Origin of the sequence: Streptomyces sp. NBC_01363 (assembly GCF_026340595.1) — a bacterium.
Lineage (GTDB): Bacteria > Actinomycetota > Actinomycetes > Streptomycetales > Streptomycetaceae > Streptomyces.
Map to the genome: position 1 here is coordinate 2,283,912 of NZ_JAPEPF010000002.1, position 24,804 is coordinate 2,308,715.

The 24,804-nt window shown below is 70.7% G+C and carries 5 protein-coding genes and 1 pseudogene; 1 reads left to right on the forward strand and 5 read right to left on the reverse strand.

Going from position 1 to position 24,804, the window contains the following annotated elements:
• Positions 1-135: 135 nt before the first annotated feature.
• Entirely contained in the window at positions 136-1,293 is a 1,158-nt protein-coding gene (locus OG611_RS37980) for an acyltransferase (protein WP_266430883.1), read from the reverse strand.
• Between the two features lie 324 nt (positions 1,294-1,617).
• Here OG611_RS37980 and OG611_RS37985 point away from each other — a divergent pair, with 324 nt between their 5' ends.
• Positions 1,618-2,706, forward strand: coding sequence for an NADH:flavin oxidoreductase (locus OG611_RS37985; protein WP_266430885.1), 1,089 nt, complete (start codon positions 1,618-1,620; stop codon positions 2,704-2,706).
• Between the two features lie 128 nt (positions 2,707-2,834).
• Here OG611_RS37985 and OG611_RS37990 read toward each other — a convergent pair whose 3' ends face one another.
• The 4 genes and pseudogenes from OG611_RS37990 to asnB all read right to left on the reverse strand — a co-directional run bounded on the left by OG611_RS37990 (position 2,835) and on the right by asnB (position 24,800).
• Complete coding sequence (locus OG611_RS37990; protein WP_266430887.1) at positions 2,835-3,206, reverse strand: nuclear transport factor 2 family protein; 372 nt, start codon at positions 3,204-3,206, stop codon at positions 2,835-2,837.
• A 192-nt stretch (positions 3,207-3,398) separates the two neighbouring features.
• Positions 3,399-3,607 (reverse strand): annotated as a pseudogene (locus OG611_RS37995) (NADP oxidoreductase); the annotation flags it as partial.
• 56 nt (positions 3,608-3,663) lie between these two features.
• Positions 3,664-22,809 carry an SDR family NAD(P)-dependent oxidoreductase gene (locus OG611_RS38000; protein WP_266430889.1) on the reverse strand — a complete coding sequence of 6,382 codons (19,146 nt, stop codon included), beginning with the start codon at positions 22,807-22,809 and terminating at the stop codon, positions 3,664-3,666.
• The gene (gene asnB / locus OG611_RS38005) at positions 22,806-24,800 is read right to left on the reverse strand and encodes an asparagine synthase (glutamine-hydrolyzing) (protein WP_266430891.1); all 1,995 of its coding nucleotides are present in this window, start codon (positions 24,798-24,800) and stop codon (positions 22,806-22,808) included. The genes OG611_RS38000 and asnB overlap by 4 nt, the downstream gene beginning before the upstream one ends.
• Positions 24,801-24,804 lie beyond the last annotated feature (4 nt).

Sequence of the window (24,804 nt, forward strand, 5' to 3'; positions counted from 1 at the left end):
GAACCACTATTGGCGATCCCGTTGACACGGTCAAGCTGATTATTTCGATCCACTGAATCGCATAAATAGATCCAGTGGGCTGACGTCTTTTGGAGATAAAGATATCGGTCACGACGATGGGGTTGATGGATGGTGTCAGGTCGAAGGTGAGAGCGGTTCAAGCCCTTTTCGTCCGCCGGCCGGACGGCTGAAGCGTCGTACCGCGGGACGTTCGACCAGCATGTAGAGGGCCGCCGCGAGGGAGATACTGATCACGACGGTGAGCAGAATATTGATCAGTCTCGTCGACAGGGATGCGGTCACTTCGCCCGTGGCGTGCAGGGCGTCGACCGGGCCGTACTGGACGACGAGGTAGTGCACCATGTAGAGGGCGTACGAGATCTCACCCAGCCAGACCATGGTTCGGCCACTGAAAGGTGTTCGCGCACCGCGTATGTCGGCGCTGGCGCTTGCTGCGATCGCGAAGGCGACGGCAAGCGCGGTCGGTCCGGCGCGTAGGTGGAACACACCGGGCAGGTAGGACTGGACCACCACGCAGGTGATCGTCAGGAGAAATGCCGGCGTCATGCCGAGGCGGATCCATTTCCCGGTGATGACGATGCGTGCCATCAGGATGCCGAGGACGAATTCGAGCATCCTCGGGAGGGGGAAGAGGTAGGCGAACCAGCTCTGCCACTCCGAAGATGTCGGATCCCATGACGTGAATGGCTGCGCCGGCAGCAGTTGGGAAATAAAGGGGACAGCAGTACTGGCCGTGACGACGACTGCCACCCACAGCCACAACCGTGAGGGGTGGATGCTGCCGATGAGACGGATCAGCCAAGGGAACACGAGATAGAACGCCATCTCACAACCGAGGCTCCAGCTCACCGCGTTGCTACCGGTAAACCCGCCATGGGGTTCCAGGTAAGGAATCCAGGGTTCGATCAGAAACAGCGCCGGAAACGTATTGATCGCCACGATCTGCACGCCGGCGGCGACCATCAGGATCCTGGCGGCCACAAACGTCACCAAATGGTTCGGATACAACTTCACCAGACGTCGACGCCAGAACAGCCTCGCGGTATCGTCCGGATCGGCAACCCAGGTGAGAATGAATCCGCTGAGTACAAAGAAGAAAGCCACCCCGACCGGCCCGAGGGTCGTGATCACCCGATACGGCGGGTCAGGATGGAATGTCCCTACGATTTGACTGTCCAGGTGAGAGATCAGCACGGCGAATGCCGCGACGAATCGCATGCCGGTCAATGATGGCAATCGGTTCGGACGAGCGGACGGTTCCAGTGTCTGCATACCCGTCTTCCTTCAGTTTTTTTAGGTCTTGAGCTCGTTTATGGACCCTCAACGGGCAACAGAGTGATCGTTGGCGCCAGCATGGAACCGTTGAGGACTACTGTTGGTGATCCCGCTGGTGTGGTCAAACTGATTATTTCGATCCACTGAATCGCATAATTCGATTCAGAAGGCTGGACATTGCGATCGACAAGGTCGATGATTGTGCGCTGTCGATGTCCGGCCGCAGCGGTTTCCGTACGAACTCGAAGTGCATTGCCGGGTTGGAAGACAGGCGCACATGGAAGATCTGTGTATGAGCGCTGCCGAAACTAGGGAGGAATAATGGCCAGCCTGGGCGAGCCGTTCATCGTGGGCGATCTCATGGTCCCCAACCGGATCGTGATGGCCCCCATGACCAGAACGGCGTCCCCCGGCGGCGTGCCGGGCCCGGATGTCGCGGAGTACTACGCCCGCCGGGCGGCCAACAAGGTCGGGCTGATCATCACCGAGGGCACCTACGTCAACCGCGCCGCGGCCGGCGCGTACGAGAACGTGCCCCACTTCCACGGCGAGCAGGCCTTTGCCGGATGGGCCCACGTGCTGCGGCGGGTGCACGAGGCCGGCGGCAGGATCATTCCGCAGCTGTGGCACACCGGAGTCGTACGCACCGCGACCGATCCGCCCGCCGAGGGCCCGTCCGGGCTCGGGCTGGATGGCGCCCCGGCCGGGAAGGCCATGACCCAGCAGGACATCGACGACACGGTGGCCGCTTTCGCCGAAGCCGCCGCGGCCGCCGAACGACTCGGGTTCGACGGCGTCGAACTGCACGGCGCGCATGGCTACTTGATCGACAGCTTCCTGTGGAAGAGCACCAACCGGCGCACCGACCACTACGGCGGCGACCCGGCCTCCCGGGCTCGTTTCGGCGCCGATGTCGTGCGGGCCGTCCGCGCGGCCGTCAGCCCCGGATTCCCGGTCTTCTTCCGGCTCTCCCAGTGGAAGCTCAACGCGTACGAGGCACGCATCGCGGAGAACCCGGATGAGCTGGCGCAGATGCTTTCGCCGCTGGCCGACGCGGGTGTCGACGTGTTCCACGCCTCCACCCGCCGCTACTGGCTGCCCGAGTTCGACGGCAGCACCCTCAACCTGGCCGGCTGGGTGCGCAAGCTCAGCGGCAAGGCCACCGTGACCGTCGGCTCGGTCGGCCTGGACAATCAGTACGGCGAGGGCGAGTTCACCCAGGGCTTCACCCGGCAGGCCGGCCTGACCGGCATCGACGAACTGGTGGCCCGACTGGAGCGCGACGAGTTCGACCTGGTCGCCTTGGGCAGGACGCTGCTGGCCAACCCGGACTGGGCCGCGCTGGCGCTCCGCGGCGAGCTGGACCGGTCCGTCCCCTACGACCCGGCCGTGCTCACGACCCTGGCCTGACAACAACCTCGGGGGCGTACCGGAACAGCCCGAACCGGATCAGATCACCGTCAGGCAGCGCAGCAGCTTCTCGACGGCGGTGCACGCGAAGGTTCATTTCTCTCTGATACTCGGGCGGCAGGCTGAAATCATGATGCCTTGTCCGTCGGCACGGTGTAGACGGCCTCCTCGATCCGGTCGATGAGGCCGCCATCGAACCGGAAATACACCGCAGCGTGCGCCTCGCGGCGAGAGCCGTCGGCCATGTCCAGGCGGAGTACTTGCTGCTGGAGCACCTCGTTCGAATTCTGGAACTGGCGGATTATGTCGTACCGCAACGAACCGACGGTAGCGGCAAAGGACTTGAAGTGTTCCAGGCTCTCGCCGATCGCCTGCGCTCCCTTGCCGTCGTTCTGCCACACAGCGGCCGTGTCGGTGCACATTGCCTGGGCGCTGGAGAAGTCGTAAATCTCCAGAAACCGCAGAAACTCAATCGCCTTGTCGCCGATGTTCTGCTCCACGTCGAGTCCTCATTTCTCTTATTGGTGCCCAAGGGCTGTCCCGTAATCCCTGGCGGGCGTGCGACGACAGCTACGGCACCTAGCCGCGTTGTCGGAACGCCCGAATACACCCAGTATTCGGGCGTCCCTCCGCCTTGCGATGCACCGCATCGGACGCCGCACGCCGATCCACCAGGGATTGTGGGACAGCCCTCAGGGTCTTTCGTTGTCGGCATCGCCCCGGCTTCCGTGGGCGGGCGTTCCGGGCTGCTGGTGCCACGAATCGTCCGCCCGTCCGCGTCCACGGTGTCGAAGCCGAGTTCGTCGATGAGGACGCGCACGATTCGCTCGGCCGCTGCGTCGTCGATGGCGGCGATCCTGCCGTCGTGCTGCTGCGGGTAGTAGTTGCCGGTGTCGATGACCACGGCGCCCGGCGTCGCGCCGCCCCGAATGATGCCGATCTTCATGGTTTCGCTCTTCATCGGCGGGTGACATCGACAGAAATGGCCCCTTGTTGCATGCCCATCTCATTCTGGACGGTCGTATGCCACTCGTCCATCATGTGTCGCGCCGTGGCTTCGGTGAATACGTTTGCGTCGTATTTGAGAAATGCTTTGTAGCCTTCACCCTCCCGATAGAATTCCAGGGAAAGTACATACTCTCCGGCATATGGCAGGTCGTCGAACGGGCGCAGGTCCAACTCGCCCTCCGCGGCCGGTGAGTCATCGGTGAGCAGTTCGGCGCCCTCGAAGTTCTGGAACAGGAAGTTCGTCAGGACCAGCGGTTCGTCGTCGGTGCCCAGCACTCGGGCGATTTCCCGCAGCGGGTAGGCGCCGTGTTCGATACCGGCCACCATCGTGCGCTGCACGGACGCGAGCAGCTCGGAGAAGCTGCCGGTGGCCGTGCACCGAAGGGGCAGGCAGTTCGCGAACTGGCCGACCACGTCCCGGAACCGCTCCTCGTAGCGGGCGGCCGCAGTCACGCCCAGGACCAGGTCGTCCTGTCCCGTCAGCCGGTGCAGGAACCGTACGAACGTCGTGAACAGCACCGTGGCGACACTGACCCGGTGTTCCCGTGCCGTGCCGGCGAGTGCGGCGGCCAGCGCCGGCGACAGCTTCTCCCGCATCACCTCCACGCGGGGCAGCCGCTCCCGGTCGTACGGACGGTCGTAGGGCAGCGCGAGCGCCGTGCGAGGTCCCGCCAGCTCACGGAGCCAGTAGTCCCGGTGCGGCGCTGCCCGTACGCCGTCGAGCAGCGCTTCTTCCCAGGTGACGAAGTCGCAGTAGGGGATGCGGCCCGGACCTCCGTCGCCCCGGTAGGCCGCTTTGAGCGTGCGGATCAGGACGGCCGTCGACGTGCCGTCCAGCAGGATGTGGTGCGCGGTGAGCAGCAGCAGCCGTCGTCGTCCGGGGAGGGAGACCAGGTGGGCCCGGACCAGCGGACCGGTCGTCAGGTCGAACGGGACGTCGGCCAGGTCCCGCAGCGCGGCCAGTTGAGCCTCGCGCGAGGTGGCCGTGAGAGTGACCCGGTCGAACGACGGGGCCCTGGTCGGGGCGATGTCCATGTACGGCACGCCGTCCCGCTCACCGAAGAGTGCACTCAGCACCGGGTGGATCTCCGTCTGCGCGCGGACCGCCCGTTCCAGGGCCGTCTCGTCCAGGTCGCCGTGGAGCTCGAAGAGCAGCGGGAGGTTGTAGGCGGCCGACTCCGGTTGGCGCCGTTGGTCCTGGTACATGGTCAGCTGACCGCGGGAGAGGTTCCACCGTTCGCTTGCCGGGCCCGCGAAGTGGGAGGTCAGGCCGTCGATGGAGGCGATGTCGAAGAGCAGGGTGGCGGGGATGTCCGCGCCGAGGTCCTCGCGCAGGGCGCTGGTGAGTTGGAGGACGAGGAGGGAGTCCAAGCCGTAATCGGTGAGTGGGGTCGAGGGGTCGATCCGGTCGGCGGGGATGCCCAGGACGGCGGCGGCCTTGTCGAGGAGAAGCGTGGTCAGGCCGGATCGCGTCGTCGGTGCGGGGGAGGGGGCGGGCCCGGTCCGCTCGGTCGGGGGGCTCACGGGCGTGGAGCGGGGCTCGGACACCGGGGCGGCCGCAGGACGTGTGGACGGGGGATGCGGCGAGGGAGTCGCGGCGGGTGTGGGCTGCGGTTGCGGCGCCGGCCGCTCCGCGCCGCCGACTGCGCGCCGCGCGCTTCCCTCCGCCACGGCCCTGCTCCGCTGCCGAGCCACTCCGTCGCTCTCCGCCGCGATGATCTGCTGCCCCAGGGGGAGCGCCTGCGACAGCGGGAACACCACGGTGCGGAAACCCTCTCCGGCCAGCACCTCCCGCCAACTCTCCGGCGAGAGCGCGGGGGAGCCCGGAATGCGCAGCGACCGGTCGTCGAACAGCCACCAGCCTTCGAGCAGTCCGAACGTGACATGGCTGAACAGGTCGAACGCCGACAACTCGTTCAACAGGAGCCACCCGCCGGCCCGCAGGGCGGCCTTGGCGTTGCGCAGGGTGGTGCGGGTGTCCCTGGTCGCGTGCAGCACGTTGGCGGCGATCACGAGATCGAAACACCCCTCGGCGATGTCCTGCCCGGCCAGCGGCTGTTCGATGTCGAGCAGCCGGCAGTCCAGGTACGGCACGCCCGGCCCGTAGGTGGCACGCGCGTGGTTGAGGAACGCCTTGGACAGGTCCGTGTAGAGGTAACTCTCGATGCTGTCCTGGTACGGCTTGAGCGCGGCGAACATTCCCGCGCTGGTCCCGCCGGTACCGGCGCCGATCTCCAGGATCCGCAGCCGTGCGCCGGGTTCCCGGCGCAACCGCTCCGAGACGACGGAGACGGCGGCCCGTGCCATGGCACGGTTGAACACGTCGGCGACGTGATTGTCCCGGTAGCAGCCCTCCACCAGTTCCATGGAACCGCGCGGGAAGATGATGTCGGTGGGCCGGATCCGGCCGGTGAGGATGTCCGGCAGCGTGGTGAGCGTGGCGGAGGCCAACCGCAGCTCGGACCTGCGGTCGGAGTCGGCCGACCACAGCGTGCACTGCCGGTCCCACTGCCCGAGCACCTCGTCCACCGGCCCGGCCGGCACCAGGACGCGCCGGGCGTGCTCCCACCACGCGGCGTACGACGGCAGGACCGTCGTGGGGTCGAGGTGCGCCACCTGTGCCGAAAGGACCTTGGCCAGCCACGGATCGCGCTCGGTCCGACGCCACCGCACGACCTCGTCCATGCGGTCGTCCGCGCCGTCGGACGCGGTCAGCAGCTCGCCGCTGACCCGTGACGACGTCGGCCCGTGCACGGTGACCTCGGTGGCGCGGTCGAAGTGGGCCAACGTGTTGTGCTGGTTCGTCTTGACGAACGCGAGCTGCCGCTGGTCCCCGCCGAGCAGCGCATCCATGGCGGCGAGCCCCTCGTTCGGCTCGATCGACACCAGCCCGGCCCGGCCCATCCGCTCCCGGTAGAACGCGGACGTGACGCTCCCCAAGGTGCCCCACCAGCCCCAGTTCATGACCCTGACCGGTGTGTCCCAGTGCGCGCCGAGCGCCTGTGCATAGGCGTCGCTGAAGGTGCACCCGGCCGCGTAGTTGCCCTGGCCGGCCGCCGTGGTGAAGGACTGCATCGACGACAGCAGTACGGCGAAGTCCAGTCCCGCACCGTCGAAGACCTCGGCCATCGCGGTCGTGACGTCGACCTTGGCCCGCAGCGCAGCGCGGAGCGCGGCCTCGTCCATTCTGGCGAACGTGCTGTCCCGCAGCACGAGTGCGGCCTGCACCACCCCGTGGATCCGCGGATGGCGCCGCCTGATCTCCGCGACGGCACGGCGCAGCGCGTCCGGGTCCCCGGCGTCGGCGCTGAGATAGCCGACCGTGCCGCGCCCGGTCACGGAGCGGAGCTTCTCCGTCACGGACGCGTCGTGCGGGCTCCGGCCGATCCACATGACGTGTGCGCCGTGGCGCTGCACCACGTGCCGGGTCCAGGCCGTGCCCAGGCCGCCGGTACCGCCGATCACGACGTAGACGCCGCCCTCGCGGTACACCGGTTGTGCCGGTGCCGCACACGGTGCCCAGCGCCGGGCGAGCCACTGCCCGGCCCGTCGGACCCACGCGTCGTCGGGTGACCGGGCGGGCAGGGCCGCGAGGTCGGCGGGCCACTCGGGGCCGTCGAGGTCGACGCGGCGCACGGTCCACTGCGGGTACTCCCGTCCCAACGACCCGAACAGGCCGTGCAGTCCGGCGTGCGCCGGCTGGACGGGGTCCTGGGCGTGGGTGGCGAGCGCACGTGTGGTGATCAGGGTGATCCCCAGCGGCCGGGCGTCGTACCCGGCACCGACCAGTGCCTTGATCATGCGGAAGGCCGGGACGACGCCCTCGTCCTGGGCCGCCGCGTACCCGGCGGCGTCGGTGGGGCCGAGGGCGGCCTCGGGCGCGGCCCAGACCAGGTGGTCGACCGGCCCGAGGTCACGGAGCGCGTCGGTCACCTCCTCGACGGTCGCCGATGGCGGCAACGGCCAGGGCAGGGCGGTTTCGAGCGCGCCGGGCCGGCCGACGACCAGCACCCGGTCCGCCGCTTGCGGCACGGGCGCCTCGGACGCGGTGACCGGGTCCCACACGGGCGCGAACAGCGCCGCGGGCTCGGCCCGTCCGGCCCTCGGGGCGGTGCGGCGCGCGGAGTACCCGGTCAGCCGTACGCAGACCTCGCCGTCGGCGTCGACCAGGTCGACGTCCAGCTTGCCGAGCGGCCCGGACGCGACGCCCCGCACCACTGCCCACATCGTCGGCGTGCACGGCGCGAACAGGTCGAGCTGTTCCAGGGCGAACGGCACGGCAGTGTCTTCCAACGCGGTGAGGTGGGCCGCGACCGACGCCTGGATCGCCGAGTCCAGCATCGCGGGCGTCAGCAACCCCGGTTCCGCCGACCCGGGCAGCACCAGTTCGGCCAGGACGGTCCCGGCGCCGACGTGCGCCTGCCGGATCGCTCGCAGGGTCGGCCCGTGCTCGATGCCCTTCGCCGCCAGGGCCTCGCGGATCCGGTCGGCGGACACGGTTTCCGGGCAGTGCGCGCGCAGTGCGGCGAGGTCGACCCGTGCCGGGCGCGGGGCGTCGGACGGGGCGATGCCGCCCTCACAGCAGACGGCGTTGCCCGTGGTGATCTCGAATCGCCGACCGCCCTTGCCGGCCGCGCGCACCTCGACCCGTACGTCGACCGGATCGTCCGCGACCTCCAGCGGCCGCACCCACGTCACGTGGCGCATCCGCACCGTGCGGGCGCCCACTGCCATGCGTGCCAGTTCGAGATGGGCGACCGCGGGCAGGATGTGGCGGCCCTGCACCACGTGGTCGCGCAGCAGGCCGTCCGCACGCGTCAACGTCACCCGTGCGCCGCCGGTCGTGGGCCAGTGCCGGTCGCGGGCGAAGGGGTAGGTCGGCAGCGGGATGCGCCTGCCCTGGGCGGGCATCCGGTCGTCGTCGGGCCTGCGGGCCGGGAGCGTGCCGTCGAGGACCTGGAGCAGTTCGCCGGGATCACGGACCACGCAGGCGAACCGGTGCGCGAGACGCGCCCTCCCGACAGCCAGCGTGTACGCGAGGTCGCCGAGGTCGAGGGACGCCTCGGCGCGGATGTGCGCCGCCAGCCGGCGCCGCTGTTCGGCGAGTTGCTGCTCGGTGCCGGCCGACAGCACCACCACGTGTTCGGCCTGCTGCGTCGTGGCGCGGGCCACGGGCGGGGCCTCTTCGAGCACGAGGTGCGCGTTGGTCCCGCTGGCGCCGAAGGAACTCACCACCCCGCACCGCGGCACGCCGGCGGGCGACTCCCAGCGCCGGGTGCGGGTGTTCACGTAGAACGGGCTTCCGGCGAGGAAGATCGCCTCGTTGGGGGCCTCGAAGTGCAGCGAGGCCGGGATCTGCCCGTGCTTCATCGCCAGCAGCACCTTGAGCACGCCGGCGACGCCGGCCGCGAACTGGGTGTGGCCGATGTTGGTCTTCAGTGAACCGAGCGCGCAGTACTCCGACTTGCCGGTGCGGGCGCGGAAGGCCCGGTCGAGCGCCTGGAACTCGATGGGGTCGCCGAGCTTGGTGCCGGTTCCGTGCGCCTCGACGAGCCCGATGCGCTCCACGTCGACGCCGAACTGCTCGTACACCTCGCCGAGCAGGGTTTCCTGGGACACCGAACTCGGCGCCGTGATGCCGTTGGTGGCGCCGTCCTGGTTGACCCCGCTCGCCTTGATCACGCCGTGGATGTGGTCGCCGTCGGCCAGCGCGTCCGCCAGGCGTTTGAGTACGACGACGCCGACACCCTCGCCGGGCACGAACCCGTCGGCGCGGTGGTCGAAGGTGTGGCAGCGGCCGGTCGGCGAGAGCATCCCGGCGCGGCCGGCGAGCCCGTACAGCCGTGGCGTGGACTGGAGGAACACCCCGCCCGCCAACGCCATCGACGTCTCACCGGACCGGAGGTCCTTGCAGGCCAGGTCGATCGCCACGAGCGAGCTGGAGCACGAGGTGTCGACGGCGATGGCCGGCCCCTTGAGGTCGAGGAAGTAGGAGACCCGGCTGGGGATGACCGACGTCATGTTGCCCCACAGGGCCTGCGCCGGTGCGTCCTGGCCGAGGAGCCCCTGGTAGTCGCCCGCCCACGCGCCGACGTAGACGCCGCAGCGCTGCCCGCCCGTCCGGCCGGCGTAGCCGGCGTCCTCCAAGGCCTTCCAGGACTCTTCGAGCAGCAGCCGCTGCTGGGGGTCCATCACGGCGGCTTCGGTGCCGGAGATGCCGAAGAACATCGCGTCGAACTCGTCGATGCGGTGCAGGAAGCCGCCCCGGGTGCAGGCGCTCAGGCCGTCGAGGTCGAACCGGGTCGCCTCGGTGACCAGGTCGTCGCCGTTGACCAGATGCGTCCAGAGTCCGTCGAGCGAGTCGGCGCCGGCGAACCGGCCGCTCATGCCGATCACCGCGATCGGTCCGCGCTCCCCGTCCGCCGAACGGCTTTCCCGATGCTCGTTCCTCACGGACGCGGGCGCCACGACCGGTTCCGGGACGGTCGGTGGACCTGACGCCGTGTCCGGGACGTCCTCGCTACAGACGATGGTGTCCCCGTACTCGGCGAGCAGATGCGCGGCCAGCCGGTCGGCCGAGCTGAAGTCGAAGACCACGCTCGTCGGCAGGTCCAGCGACAGTGCGTCGTTGAGCTGGTGCACCACACGGATCGCGAGAATCGAGTCCAGGCCGTAGTCGGCGAACGCCTGCCCGCCGTCGATCTCGTCGACCCGCAACGCCAGCGCGCGGGCGATCTTGTCCCGCACCACGGCGGGCACCAGTTCGTCCGGACTCCGGTGCGTGACCACGATTGCGGGGACCGGAGCGGGCACCGGCGCGGGCCCCGGGCCGGTCAGGTCACCGATCCAGAACCGCTCCTTGGCGAACGGGTACGTCGGCAGGGACACCGGTCGGCGCGGCACCCCCTGGTGCAGGCGCGCCCAGTCCACCTCGGCGCCCGACGCCCACAGCGCCGCGACCTCGGAGAGCTTGCCGACGGCGAGCCACCGCTGCACCAGCAGTTCCTGGAGATCGCTGTCGCCGGTGAGCTCCGCGAGCAGACCACCCTCGGCCTCGACGGTGCCCCGGTGCCCCCGGCCGGCCCTCAGACCACTCCTCAGCTCAGCGGTCGAGGACACCGCGAGCGCGTACCGTTCGGGCATCGCCTCCCGGCCGACCTGGAGCGTGAAGGCCAGGTCTGCGAAGTCGGTGTCCGGGTGGCGGTCGAGGAAGGAGGCCAGCCTGTCGACGGACCTGGTGAGGTGCTCGGGCGTCCTCGCCGAGAGGACGACGATCTGCGCTGGGCTGCTGGTCGCACCGTCAGTGGGCCGCACGGGATACTCCTCGACGATCAGGTGCGCGTTCGAGCCGCCGGCACCGAAGGAGGACACCGCCGCGATCCGCGGGCCGTCGGAGTGCCATGGGCTCAGCTCACGCTGGAGCCGGAACGGGGTCGACGCGAAGTCGATGTTCGGGTTGGGCTCGTCGGCGTGCAGGCTCGGCACGAGCTGCCGGTGCCTGAGCTGGAGCAGGACCTTGGTCAGACCGGCCACCCCGGCCGCGGCCTCCAGGTGGCCGATGCCCGACTTCACCGAGCCGATCGCGCAGTACTGCCGGTCCGCGGTGTCCTGTTCGAATGCCCTGGTCAGGCCCGTGATCTCGATCGGGTCGCCCAGTTCGGTGCCGGTGCCGTGTGCCTCGACGTAACCGACCTGCCGGGCGGAGACACCGGCCCGGTCCAACGCCTGCCGGATCAGGGCGGCCTGGGCGACCGGACTCGGCACGGTGTAGCCGGTGGTGCGGCCGCCGTGGTTGACGCTGGAGCCTCGGATCACCGCGAGCACGCGGTCCCCGTCGGCCTCCGCGCGCGACAGCGGCTTGAGCAGCACACATCCGACGCCTTCACCGGGGACGAAGCCGTGACCGCCGGCGCCGAAGCTACGGCAGCTCCGGTCGGGCGAGAGCATGCCGGAGCGGCACAGTTCGACGTAGTCCAGCGGGTGCGTGTAGAGGTTCACGCCGCCGGCGAGCGCCACCTCGCAGGCGCCGCACCGGAGTTGTTCGCACGCCTCGTGGATCGCGGTCAGCGACGCCGAGCACATCGTGTCGATCGTCTGACTCGGTCCGCGCAGGTCGAGCAGGTAGGAGGCGCGGGCGCTCAGCGAGGCGAACGACAGGCCGGGCACCACGAGTTCGCCGGAGGGCAGCCGGCCCACGCCGTGCCGGGCGTGGCCGACCTTGGTGACGCCGGCGAACACCCCGACCCGGTGGCCGTGGCGTTCGGCGAGGCATGCCCTGGTGTAGCCCGCGTCCTCCAGCACCTCCCACGCGGCCTGCACGAAGAGCCGCTCCTGCGGGTCCATGGCGTACGCGTCCCGGGGGGCGATGCCGAAGAACCTGGGGTCGAACGCCGCGAAGTCGTCCAGGAAACCGCCCCACTTGCTGTAGCTGCGACCGGTGGCGACCGCGGTGTTGCGGTCCGGTTCGAAGAAGTCGTCCAGCGGCCAGCGGTCGATCTCACGGATGCCGTCGCGGCCCGCCTTGAGGTTGTCCCAGAACTGTTCCGGGTCGGCGGCGCCCGGGTAGCGCCCGCTCAGCCCGATGACCGCGATCGGCTCCTCGGCGCGGGCCGTCGGCATGTTCGTGCGGACGGCCCGCTGCGCGGTGTCGGCCACCGGCTGTCGGATGTGGACGTGCGGTTCGCCGGTGGCGGCCGGCCGTGGGTGCGCCGACTCCGCGCCGTGGGCGGCGAGTTGGTCGGCCACCGCCCGCAGGGTCGGCTGCTCGTAGAAGAGAGTTGAAGAGACGTGGGGACGGGTCTCGGCCAGGGCGCGGTTGAGCTGGAGGACCATCACCGAGTCCAGGCCGATCTCGGCGAGTGGGCGGTCGGGGTCCACCGCCCCCGGCGCGAGCTTGGTGACCTCGGCGAACACGGTGAGGAGGTGGTTGAGGACGGTCGCGTCGGTGGTGGGCGCCGCGGGCACCTCGGGCGCCGCGGGCACCGGAGCCGGCGCTCCGGTCGGCACGCGGTCCGGATCGCCGTGGTGCACCCACACCTGGTCCGCTCCCGTGTGCCAGGCGTCGCTCAGCGCCCTGAACCCCTCCTCCGTGGGCATCGGCGCGAGCCCCCGGTCCGCCCACAGGTACGCCCGCGTGCGGTCGCTCACCCGCATGCCGCCGTCCTGCCACAGCGGCCAGGCGAGGGAGAGCGTGCGCCCGCGGCGACGTCCGTTCGCGACCCAGGTGTTGCGCACCGCGGCGAACGCGTCGAGGCAGGCGTTGGCGGTGGCGTAGTCGGACTGCCCGGGGTTGCCGGTGATCGCGGCCCCCGAGGAGAACGCGAGCACGAAATCCAGCGGACAGTGCTCGGTGGCCCGGTCGAGGTGGACGAGGCCGTCCGCTTTGGCCGCGAGCACGTCGTCCCACTGTTCGGAGGTCTTCTCCGCGAGCAGCGAATCCCGCACCACGCCGGCGGCGTGCACGATCCCGTTCACCTCGCCGGCCTCGGCGACGAGATGGCGTACCTCCTCCCAGCGGGAGACGTCGGCGCGCACGTACTGCGCCACCGCTCCGGCCTGTCGCAGATCGGCGAGCAGGCGCTCGATCCGGTCGTCGCCCGGTGACCGGCCGGCGAGCACGAGGGTCGGCCGCCGCACGTCGGCGGCAATCCGGCGGGCCGTCAGGGCACCGATGCCACTGGCGCCGCCCGTGATGAGATATACGCGGCCGTCCCGCCAGGGTGCCGAGGAGTCCGTGCCGCGAGGCGCCGGGGCCCAGGTCAGCGTGTGCCGGACACCGCCGCGGTGGACGACGAGGTCATCCGTGGTGGTCGCGTTCTCCGCCACGACAGCGGCCACGTCGACACCGCCGTCGCCCTCGGCACCGTCGACGACGACGACCTGGCCGACGATTCGCGGGTTCTCCTTGGCGACGGTCCGCAGCAGCCCCGCCAGGGCGGGGGTGTCGGTGACGACCTGGACCAGTGTGGTGCCGTGCCGGTCGTCGAGGCCCTGGAGGACCTTGGCCACCTGCCACGACAGGTCACGGAACCGGCTCTCCGGCCGCTGCTTGGCTGTCTCCAGGCGGATGGCTCCGGGCACCGAACCCGCACCCCCGCACAGGATGACGACGCGCCGGTCGTACCGTTCGGTCGGGGCGGCGGGCGTCGGCGTCCACCGCGGAGTCAGCAGGACCGTGCCACTCGCCCTCCCGGTGCTCGCCCCCTCTTCGCTCTCCTTCTCCGCGCTCTCCTTCTTCGCGCCTGCCTTGTTGATACCGGGGAACCAGAACCGGTCGCGGGCGAAGGGGTAGCCGGGCAGGTGCGCGCGACCGGGCGTCGGGCCGTCGGACACCGCACGCCAATCGACGGTGGCGCCGCCGGTCCACCGCCCGATCAGGTCGCCGCCGTCACCGCGGTCGCCGGTGGTGACGAACGCCCGCAGCCTGTCGACGAGTTCGGCGCGCGAGGAGACGACCCAGCCGACCCGCTCCGCCATCTCCTCACGGCCGACCTGCAGGCTCCACGCGACGGACCGGAGCGGTACCTCGTCCGACTCCTCCAGGTAGGCCAGCAGATCCCGGGCGCGCTCGGTCAACTGCCGTGCGGTGCGTGCCGAAAGTGGCACCACCACACTCCCGCCGGCCCCCGCGTGCTCCGTGTCCTGGCCGCCGGGCACGTACTCCTCGACGACGACGTGGGCGTTGGCGCCACCGAAACCGAAGCTGCTCACCCCGGCACGTCGCGGTGCCGCATCGCCGTCGCGGTTGCGGGGCCGTGGCCAGGACGTGTTCTCCCGCACGATGTGGAACGGACCACCGTCCAGTTCGATGTACGGGTTGACCTGCCGGTGGTGCTGAGTCGCCGGCAGCACGCCGTGCCGGAGCGCGAGCAGCACCTTCAGCAGCCCGGCGATGCCCGCGGCTGCCTCCAGGTGACCGATGTTGGTCTTGACCGAACCGAGGCCGCACGCACCGTCGTTGCTCCGTCCCAGTCGGCGGAACGCCGTGCGCAGCGCGCGCACCTCCACCGGATCGCCGAGTGCCGTACCGGTGCCGTGCGTCTCGATGTAGCCGATGGTGTCGGGATCGAGGTCGCCGACGGCGGTCGTCACGAGCTCGGCCTGGGCATCGGCGTTGGGCGCGGTCAGCGAATTCGCCCGGCCCCCGTGGTTGAACGCGCTTCCCCTGAGCACTCCGAGGATCGCGTCACCGTCGCGCTCCGCCGCAGCCAAGGGCTTGAGCACGACCGCCCCGACCCCTTCGCCCCGCACATAGCCGTTCGCGCCGGCGTCGAAGGTCTTGCACAGGCCGTCCGGGCTGAGCATGCCCGCACGGTGCGCGCTGACGAACGTGTCCGTATTGAGCAGCACGTTCACCCCGCCCGCGACGGCCATGTCGCACGCGCCGGAACGGATCGCCTCCATCGCGCGGTGCACCGCCACCAGCGAGCTGGAGCAGGCCGTGTCGATCGGTTCGCTCGGGCCCCGCACGTCGAGCAGGTACGAGATGCGGTTGGCGAGGATCGAGTGCGTCGTCCCGGTCGAGGTGAACGCGTCCGGTGCCACACCGAGCGCGGTGAGCAGGGTCGCGTAGTCGTTGCCCGTGACGCCGATGAACACGCCCGTCCCGGCCGGCAGGTCGGCCGGCCGGTACGCGCTGTCCTCCAGCGCCTGCCACACCGTCTCCAGCGCCAGGCGGTGCTGGGGGTCCATCAGCTCGGCCTCGCGCGGCAGGACACGGAAGAACTCGGCGTCGAAGGCGTCGACGTCTTCCAGGGCACCGAGCCGCTGGGGGAAGTCCTGGGCCTCGACGGCCCTGCGGTGGTCCGCGTCGTACCGGTGCCAGGGGAACGCGGTGACGGAGTCCTTGCCCGCCACCAGGTTCGCCCAGTACGCGTCCAGGTCGCGGGCGCCCGGGAACCGCCCCGCCGCGCCGATGACGGCGATCGGCATGCGCGGATCGGACGCGGCCCGTCCTGGCTGCGGCTGCTGGACCTCGCTCCGGACAGGTGACGTCTCTGCCTCGACCGGGACCGGCCGGGACTCGACCGCCACCGTGACACCGTGTTCGTCGGCCAGGTGGGCGCCCAGCCCTTCCAACGTCCTGACATCGAAGAAGACCGCCGGGCTGACCTTGACGCCGAACCGCTCGTGGATCTCCTGCGCGAAGGTCACCAGCGAGATCGAGTCAAAACCGAACGCGTCCAGACCGGTACGCGGATCGAGCTCCTCCGCCTCGAACTTGAGGAGGCCGGCGGCGATGGAGCGTAGCGCCTCGACCAGCGCGGACCCGCCCGGCGCGGACCCGCCCGGCCGCACGCCCGCCGCTCCCCGGGCCGTCGGCGCCGGGGCGGTCCGCGGCACCGGGCGTACGGCCGGCTCCGCGCCGTCGACGCCGCGCCGCACCCCGCGCAGCTCGCCGACCACCTCACCCTTCTCCCCGACCAGCTCGATCCGGTCGTCCCCGAACACCACATGGGTGACCGCCGCCCCGGCCCGTACGTGGATCTCCGCGATGTGGTTGAGCGCAACCCGGGGCCAGTCCGGCACCCCGGTGCGCTTGGCCTCCCACTGCACACCCTGCGCGATCACGACGAGCACGAACGGCTCGACGGTGACGTTGCGCCGGACGTGGTCCTGCTGGAACGCGGGCCGGGCGACGCTCAGCACCGTCCGGCCGTCCGAGGCGCGGAACACGCCGTCGACCGCGCACGCCGCCGCATTGAAGTCCAGCCCGCCGGTGGTCAGTTCGGCCAGGAACTCCTCCCGTGTGCGGACCGGCCGCAGCCCGGCCAACTCGATCCGGCCCGAGGGCGCCGTGGCGGCCCGCACGGTGAACTCCACAGCCGCCGACCCGTCCTCGGTCCGGACGGTGCCGTGTCCGTCGGCGAATTCCGTGACCAGCCGCTCGGTCGCGGACCAGTCGATCGGCCGCAGCACACGGAGGTCGTGGACGGACGCCGGCTCGGCGAACCCGCTGACCTTCGCGGTGGCCAGCGCGAGGTCCACGGCGAAGGTCGGCGCGATGGCGGGCACCTTGTCCAGGCGGTAGCCGTAGTCGAGCAGGTCGGCGAGGCGGACATCCATCCCGTAGCGCAGGCCGCGGACATCGGACTCGTTGCGCCCCAGGAACGGGTGCAGCCGCTCGCGCAACGCCAGCGGGGCCAGCACGGTCGGCGCGCCGTCGGTCGGCTCGACCCAGCAGCGCACCTTCTCGAACGGGTACGGGGGCAGCGACACCCGGCGTTCTGCCGGCAGCCGCTCCCAGTCGACGCTCCTGCCGGCGACCCAGGCCGTGGCGAGCTCGTGCGCGGGCAGGTCCCGCCGGCCGGCGAGATAGCCGTCCACGGCTGCCAGCGCCGACCGTTTGTCCGCTGCTACGAACGCCCAGCGGTGGGGCAGCTCGTTCTTGCCCACCCGCAGGGTGAACGCGATGTCGGGCAGGTCGGTCTCCCGCGCCCCGCCGAGGTAGGCGCGGAAGGCGGCCAGGTAGCGCCCGAGCGCTGCGTCGTTCATCGCCGAGAACACGAACAGCTGCTCGCCGAACGGCTCCCGGCGCACCGGACGTTCGGGGTATTCCTCCAGGATGATGTGCGAGTTCATCCCGCCGGCCCCGATCGAGGTGACGCCGGCCCGCCGGGGCACCTGCCGGCCGTCGGCCGAGGTGACCGTCGGCCTCCAGTCGGCCACCGACTGCTGTACCCAGAACGGCGTGTCGGTGAAGTCGATGTCCGGGTTGAGTTCCGCGCTGTGCAGGGACGGCAGCAGCTTGCCGTGCCGGAACTGGAGCAGCACCTTGGCCAGACCGATCATGCCGGCCGCCGCGAGCAGGTGCCCCATGTTGGACTTGACGGAGCCGAGCGCGCAGAACTGCCTGGCCGCCGTGTACTTCCGGTACGCCGACGTCAGCGCCCGGACCTCGATCGGGTCGCCCAGCGCGGTGCCCGAGCCGTGCCCCTCCACGTAGCTGATCGTCCGCGGGTCGACACCGGCGTCGTCCAGCGCCTTCTCGATCGCGTGTGCCTGCATCACCGGGCTCGGCACGGTGAAGCCGTTGCGGGTACCGGAGTTGGACAGGGCGGTGCCCCGGATCACTGCGTACACCTGGTCGCCGTCGCGCTCGGCGTCGACCAGCGGCTTGAGCACGACCGCGCCGACGCCCTCACCGAGGATGGTGCCGTCCACACCGTGGCCGTAGCTGCGGATCACGTCGGAGGTGCCGGTGGTGAAATGCTCCTGCGACGAGGTGATGAGGTTGTACGGGTGCAGCATCAGATTGATGCCGCCGGCGACCACCATCCGGCACTCGCCGGACCGCAGCATCTGCACGGCCTGGTGCACGCACGTGGACGAGGCCGAGCACATGGTGTCCACGAAGATCGATGGCCCGGTCAGACCGTAGAAGTAGGACAGCATGTTGGGGATCGTGCCCGTGTAGCTGCCGCTCTGCGGGGCGCCGCGGGTGAGACTGTTCTGGAAGCCGTACAGGTTGTAGTGGTTGCTCATGGTCCCCACGAGCACGCCGACGTCGCCCTGGTAACGGCGGTGGATGGTCTCCCGCGAGTAGCCGGCGTCCTCCAACGCCTGCACGCCGGCCTGGAGGAAGAGCCGCACCTCCGGGGACATCTGCTCGGCCTCGCGCTTGGAGATGCGGAAGTACCGGGGGTCGAACGTGTCGATGTCGCGGAGGAACGTCCCGGTCCTGATCACGGTCTTGCCCGGCACGGCCCGGTCGCGGTCGTAGACGGCCTCGTGGTCCCAGCGGTCGGCGGGGATCTCCTCGAACACGTGCCGGCCGCTCTCCAGAAGCTCCCACAGCTCGTCCAGGGTCTCGGCACCGGGGTAGCGCCCGGACACGCCGACGATCGCGATGTCGTGCCGGTCGTCGCGCTCTGGTTCGCGGACGACGACAGCGGCGGACTCCGCCCTGGCGGGCTCTGCTGTTTCGGGTGCCACGTCGCCGGATTCCGCCCGGCCGGACTCGACCGCGCGGGGCTCCGCCCGGCCCTCGGACCGCGTGGCCGGAGCCGCTGCCGGGACGGCCGGCGCGCCGGCGCCCCCGCTCGCTCCCAGCACGGCCGCCAACTGCTCGGGCCGTGATTCCACGAAGTGCGCCGCCACGTCCGCGATGTTCAGGTACTCGAAGAAGATCGTCTTGGACAGCGGCCCGAACAGCTTCTCCAGCCGCGCGGTCACCCCCAGGATGCCCAGCGAGTCGATGCCGTAGTCGATGAGGTTGGCGGTCGTATCGAGGTCCTCGGGGGCGTGCCGGAGGACCTCGGCGATGATCCCCGTGAGCAGCTCCTCGGTCTGCTCCTGCAGGTTGCCGTCGACGGCGCCACCGGACGACGCCGGGCGGGCCGGCGCGGGGCGGGCCGGCGCGGGGCGGCGCGGCCCGGTCAGGGAGGCTTCGGTGCCGTAGGCGACGACGACGTGGGCGGGGGCGTCGGCGCGCAGGGACCGGCCGAAGGCGCGCAGCCCGTCCTCCGTGGGCAGCGGCTCCCACCCGCGCTCGCGGCGCTGCGCCTCTCGGGTTACCTCGTCCGCCGTCATGCCGCCGTCGGCCCACAGCGGCCAGCTGACGGCCACGGTCCTGCCACTGCGCTCGCCCGCGTCGACCAGCGCCTGGCGGTGCTCGGCGAACGCGTCCAGGAAGGCGTTGGCCGCCGCGTAGTCGGACTGCCCCGGGTTTCCGTAGACACCGGCGACCGAGGAGAACAGCACGAAGAAGTCCAGGTCGAGATGGCGGGTGGCGGCGTCGAGGCAGAGCGCGCCCCGGACCTTCGGCGCGGTCACGCGGCGGACGTCGGTGAGGTCCTTGCGCAGCAGGTACTGGTCGTGCAGCACTCCGGCCGCGTGCACAACGCCATGGAGCGCACCGTGCTCCCGCAGGATCGTCTCGACCGCGGCGCGCACGGCTCGGGCGTCGGTGACGTCGACCGGCAGGTGGTGTGCGTCGACCCCCTCGGCGCGCAGGGACTCCACGGAGCCGTCCGCGGACCGTCCGCCGAGGACGACCGTCGCCTCCGTACGGCTCAAGTAGCGGGCGAGGTGCGGGCCGATGCCGCCCAGGCCACCGGTCACCCAGTACACGCCGCCGGTCCGCAGCTCCGGCACCTGCGGACCGGTGCCGAGCGGCGTCTCGACGGGCTCGCGTACCTGCCGGGCGCCGTCGGCGGTGTAGCGGACGTCGGTGTCGGCGGAGCCGTCGGCGCACTCCTCGCGCACGATCCGCGCCACCTCTGCCGGGGACATCGCCAGAAGGCCGGGGATCCGTACCACGCGGCCCGAGACGAGCGGGTTCTCCAGCGCGACCGTGCGGAACAGGCCCACCAGAGGTGCGTGGAAGTGTGCCGGTACCCGGGCGTCGACCAGTACCACGAACCGGTGCTCGTCCTTGGGACCGGCCGCGAGCAGCCGCTGGACGTCGGCGAACGCCTGGTCGGTCACGGCGTCGATGCCGTCGGCCGGGCGGGCCGGCGTGATCCCCGGCAGGGCCATGGTGTGCGCGGTGCGGGAACCGCCGTCGGCGTTCAGCGGCCTGTCGATCCACCGGGGGATCGCCGTGACGACGCGCGGACCCGCGTCGGTGGTGCGCTGGGCGAGCCCCCGCAGGCCGGCGCTCAGCACGCCGTCGCGGTCGCACAGGTCGATGTCGAACGTGGCGAGCGCCCCGGAGCCCCCGCTCCGCCGGACCCACGCCCATGTCTCGGACGGGCAGGGCCGGTGGACCTGGAGCTCGTCGAGGGCGAAGGCCAGCGTCGGGCCGGACGCCTCGCCCATCAGGACCACGGATGTCTGGAAGGCGGCATCCAGGACACTCGGCGGCAGCACGTACCCGCCCCCCTCCGTCGGGCGGATGCGGACGAGTGCCTCGTCGCGCCCCACCCGGACCTCGCGCAGCGCGCGCAGGGCCGGCCCGTACTCCAGATGCTGGGCACGCAGGCGCGCGTAGATCTCGCCGGTGTCGCGCGAGGTGTGGCAGGACACGCGCAGGGCGTCCAGGTCCAGCGGCGACGGTTCCGGCACCGGGACGACCTCGGCGGAGCCCGTGCTGTGGGTCGTCTCACCCTGGAGAAACGCGAAGTCAATGGCGTCACCGCGCGGCGTCAGCCCGATGTGTACCTCGACCGGTTCGTCGACGACGAGCGGCCGCCGCCACGCGATGTCGCGCAGCCGGACCGTCCCGTCCCGCGGCGCCGCGCACTCCACGGCGGCCCGCGCCATCTCCAGGTAGGCGGCCGCGGGCAGCACCCGACGGCCGTGGACCCGGTGCGCGGCGAGGAAGGGCTCGGAGCCGGTGAACACGGAGGTGTAGCGCTGCTGCGCCAGATCGGAGGTGTTCCGGTGGACGAGCGGGTGCAGCGTCGCGGTGTCCGGCATCCCGGACCGCGGCGCCACGTACCAGTGCCGGTCCCGGGCGAACGGGTAGGCCGGCAGCCGCACGCGGTGCGCCCCGGGGTGCCGGGGCCAGTCGGCGGTCCCGCCGCGCACCCACGACTCCGCCGCGGCCACCACCTCGTGCCCGGCCCCGGCGGGGTTGCGCACCTCACCGTCCGCGACGGACTCCAGCGCGGCGACGAGCTGTTCCCGGTCCGCGACGACGAACGCGGCCCTGGCCCGCATGGGTTCGCGGCCGAACTGGAGCGTGTGGGCGATGTCGGCCGGCGACTGGCGCGGCCGTAGCGAGTGCTCCGGTGCCCGCAGGTGGTCCCGCAACCGCTCGGCCAGCGCGCGCAGCCGCTCCGGAGTCTTCGCCGAGAGCGGGACGACATGCGGTCCCGGCCTCTCGACGGCCGGCCGCGCGCCGACGTGTTCCTCCAGCAGCACATGGGCGTTGGTCCCGCCGAACCCGAACGAACTGACGCCCGCCCGACGCGGCACGCCCTCGCCGACCGGCCACGGCCGCGAGTCACCGACGATGTAGAACGGACTGCCGTCCAGGTCGATCAACGGGTTCAGGGCCTCGAAGTTGACCGTCGCCGGCAGCACTCCGGCGGCCATCGCGCCGATCACCTTCACCACGCCCGCCACACCGGCGGCCGATTCCAGGTGACCGATGTTGGTCTTGATCGACCCGATGCCCGTGCTGCCCGGCCGCGGCCGGGTTCCGTTGGCGTCGTGCAGGCTCTGGAAGGCGCGCTTGAGGCCGACGACCTCGATCGGATCGCCGACCGGTGTGCCCGGCCCGTGGGCCTCGATGTAGCCCACGGTGTCGGGCGCGATGTTGGCGCGGGTGTGGACCTCCTCGATCAGTGCGGCCTGCGCGGCCGGGTTGGTCACGGTCAGCGAGTTGGTCTTGCCGCCGTGGTTGGTGCCGACGCCCTTGACCACCGCGTGCACCAGGTCGCCGTCCGCCACCGCCTTGGCCAGCGGTTTGAGCAGCAGGACCGCGCCGCCCTCGCCGCGGACGAACCCGTCGGCGCCCTGGTCGAAGGCGTGCGAGGTGCCGGTGGGGGAGAGCATGCCGGCCTTGCTGAACGCCACGAACAGCTTCGGCGACCAGCACAGGTTCACCCCGCCGGCCAGCGCCAGCTCACAGTCGCCGTTGCGCAGTGCGGTGACGGCCTCGTAGAGCGAGACCAGGGAGCTGGAGCAGGCGGTGTCGTTGGCGATGCTGGGGCCGTGGAAGTCGAAGAAGTAGGACAGCCGGTTGGCGACGACGGAGAACGCCGTGCCGGTCGGGAAGTAGCCGTCGGTCGGCACGTCGTCGCGTTCGATCAGCTCGGCGTAGTCGGCGTGGGAGACGCCCATGAACACGCCCGTGCGGCTGCCCGCGAGCTCGCCCGCCCGGTATCCCGCGTCCTCGATGGCCTGCCATGCCAGCTCCAGCGCGAACCGCTGCTGGGGGTCCATCGTCTCCGCCTCGCGCGGGGAGATGTTGAAGAAGGCGGCGTCGAAGCGGTCGGCGTCCTCGATGAACCCGGCCCAGACACTGTTCGTCTTCTCCTCGTCCTCGCGCGGATCGCCCAAGTAGCGTTCCTTCGACCACCGTTCCGCGGGAACCTCGGTGATCAGCGAGCGTCCCGCCGAGAGGTGGTCGAACAGCTCGGCCAGCGTGTCGGCACCGGGGAACCGCAGGGCGAGACCGGTGATCGCGATGTCGTCGGCGCTCATCGGGTCTCCTCCGCTTGCTGCACGGCACGACGGTTGTCCACGGTCACACGCAGGTTCAGCGCGGCGGTCGACGGGCGGCCGGGCCGACTGCCGTCGCCCCGCACGAATTGTCGGTGGAGCACGGCGGTCGTCAGTAGGTAGAGGAAGGCGTGGTCCTCCTTGGTGCTGATCTCCTCCACCGGCGACGCCATGACCTTGTTGACCAGGCGGCGGGCGAACCGCTGGTCCACGAAGCCGAGCTCGGCCAACTCGTGGTCGGACAGCAGCAGTTCCAGGTAGTCCGGGCGATTCTCCTTGAAAGTGGTGCTGCCCGGTGCGCGGTAGGGCTGCTTGGGGCGCCGCGTGGTCCACTCCGGGAGCTCGGCGCGGAATGCCTTCTTCAGCAGGGCCTTCTCGACCTGACCGTCGTCGTAGCGCAGATTCACCGACGCGGCGGCGCGCACCACGGCCGGGTCGAGGAACGGGCAACGGTTCTCGACGCCGTGCGCCAGCGCGGCGCGCTCTCCCTGCGTGGACAACAGGAATCCGGCCAGCAGCGTCTTGTACTCCAGCCACTGGGCCTTGTGCACCGCGGGCATCTGCGCGTAGCCGGGAGTCCCGGCGACGAGGGCAAGCAGGTCGCCGAACGGTTCGCGGCCGTCGGTGAGCAGGCGCGCGGCGAACAGGCCGTTCTGGTAGCGCATCTCGTGGGAGAACAGGCCCGGCAGGCGTTCCACCGAGAACTGCTGGTAAAGCCCGAGCAGGTGGGCCTGGTGGGCGGGGCCGAAGTGCGTCAACTCCGGGTGCAGGCCGGCCAGTCGGGTACGGCGCTCGTCATCGGGGAGTTCGTTCCACCGCCGGCGCAGCAGGGTCTCGCGGAAGAGCGAGTAGCCGAGGAACGCCTCGTCGGAGCCCTCGCCGCTGAGGATCGTCTTGATGCCGGCGTCGCGGACGTGCCGGGACAACAGGAACATCGGTACGAACGAGGTACGAAAGGTGGGTACCTCGGCGTGGTACACGGCGGACTGGAAGTTGTCGGTGATGTCCGTGCCGGTGATCGCGACGCTGGAGTGCAGGGTGCCCAGATGCTCGGCGACCAGGCGCTGGCTGTCGGACTCGTCGAAGGTCTTGTCCTGGAACGCCACGGAGAACGTGCGGACCTGGTGCGGGGAGAGCTGGGTGGCCAGTCGCGTCACCACCGAGGAGTCCAGGCCGCCGCTGAGGTAGACGCCGACCTCGACGTCGGAGCGCAGGCGCATCTCCACGCTGGTGTGCAGGGTCTCCCTGATGAGCTCGATCGCCTCGGCCTCGGACCCGTCGAAGCCGGGCACGTCGAAGGAGAGGTCCTCGTAAGGGCGCAGCGAGCGGCGACCCGCGCCGAGCGTCAGCACGGAGCCCATCGGGAGCTGGCGGATTCCCTGGTACGGCGTGCGGTCGGGCAGCGGCGTCCACGTGGCGTAGATCGTGGCCAGTTCCCTCGGATCGAAGGCGAAACGGAACCCGGGGAAGGCACGGAACGCCTTCATCTCGGACGCGAACAGGAAGCCGCCGCCGTGGTCGGCGTAGAACAGCGGGCGTTTGCCGTAACGGTCGCGGGCCAGTACGAGGTCGCCGCTGACCGCGTCCCTGATGGCGACCGCGAAGGCTCCGTTGAACCGGCTGAAGCAGTCCGTTCCCCACTGGATCCACGCCTGGAGCACCACTTCGGTGTCGGAGTGGTCAGTCCGGAACGGGCGGCCGAGGGCTTCCAGTTCCGTGCGGAGCTCGATGTGGTTGTAGAGCTCACCGTTGAAACAGATCCAGTAGCGCTGTGACGGGTCGGACATGGGCTGCGAGCCGTCCGCGAGGTCCACGATCGCCAGCCGCACCGCCCCCATGGCGATGCCGTCATCCAGGTAGTAGCCGGCCTCGTCCGGCCCGCGGTGACAGATGTTCGACAGCATCGAGGTGATGACCTCGGTGGTGGCACCGGAGTGCAGCGAAGTCGAAAGGAAGCCGGCCAGCCCGCACATTTCC